This is a genomic window from Bacteroidia bacterium (assembly GCA_025056095.1).
Lineage (GTDB): Bacteria > Bacteroidota > Bacteroidia > JANWVE01 > JANWVE01 > JANWVE01.
This window is the reverse complement of record JANWVW010000385.1, coordinates 1-601: the sequence shown is the minus strand read 5'-3', so window position 1 is coordinate 601 and position 601 is coordinate 1. Positions and strand designations below refer to the sequence as shown.

The window sequence follows — 601 nt, the reverse complement described above, 5'->3', positions numbered from 1 at the left end:
CAAAAAATCGCTCTAAAGGGCATTTCTGCGCTTTAGGACCGCTTTTTCCATTGAGCTGTGATGAGCCTGCTTACTTGCGTTCTAAGGCAAAAAAAACGCCCTTACAACGCATCAGTAACTTGGAAAGTATAAAACACTACCTCTTCCCAAAAAATCGCTCTAAAGGGCATTTCTGCGCTTTTAGGACCGCTTTTCTCTGCCCTGACCAATGAACCGCTCGATTTTCGTACAAAATTTCTGCGCTTTTAGGACCGCTTTTCTCCTAAGTGTAGGAGGCTGCAGCCCTAAACATTTTTGGAACGATTCATGTTCAAACATCAAATAGTTTTTAAACCGATGTTCAAGATGAAAAAGTCATTTTTAACGCTAGGTGTTGTGTGGGCTGTTGCAGCGCTGGCAGCCTTCGTTTCCCCTAAGGAGGTTTACAAAATTAATCCCAAAGCTACCACCATTGGCTGGGTGGGCAAGAAGGTAACAGGTCAGCACAATGGCACGGTGAAAGTAGCAAGCGGCACACTGGAGGTTACAGGAGGCAAAATTACAGGGGGCGAGTTTGTCATAGACATGAACTCCATCGTATGCGAGGACATCAAAGACCCCG

At 45.4% G+C, this 601-nt stretch carries 2 protein-coding genes; both read left to right on the top strand.

Annotation, left to right across the window (positions count from 1 at the left end; translation table 11 throughout):
- The coding region (locus NZ519_14135; protein ID MCS7029891.1) for a hypothetical protein at window positions 1–212 on the top strand (212 nt) is incomplete at its 5' end.
- Window positions 213–306: 94 nt separating this feature from the next.
- The coding region (locus NZ519_14130) for a hypothetical protein (GenBank protein MCS7029890.1) at window positions 307–601 on the top strand (295 nt) is incomplete at its 3' end.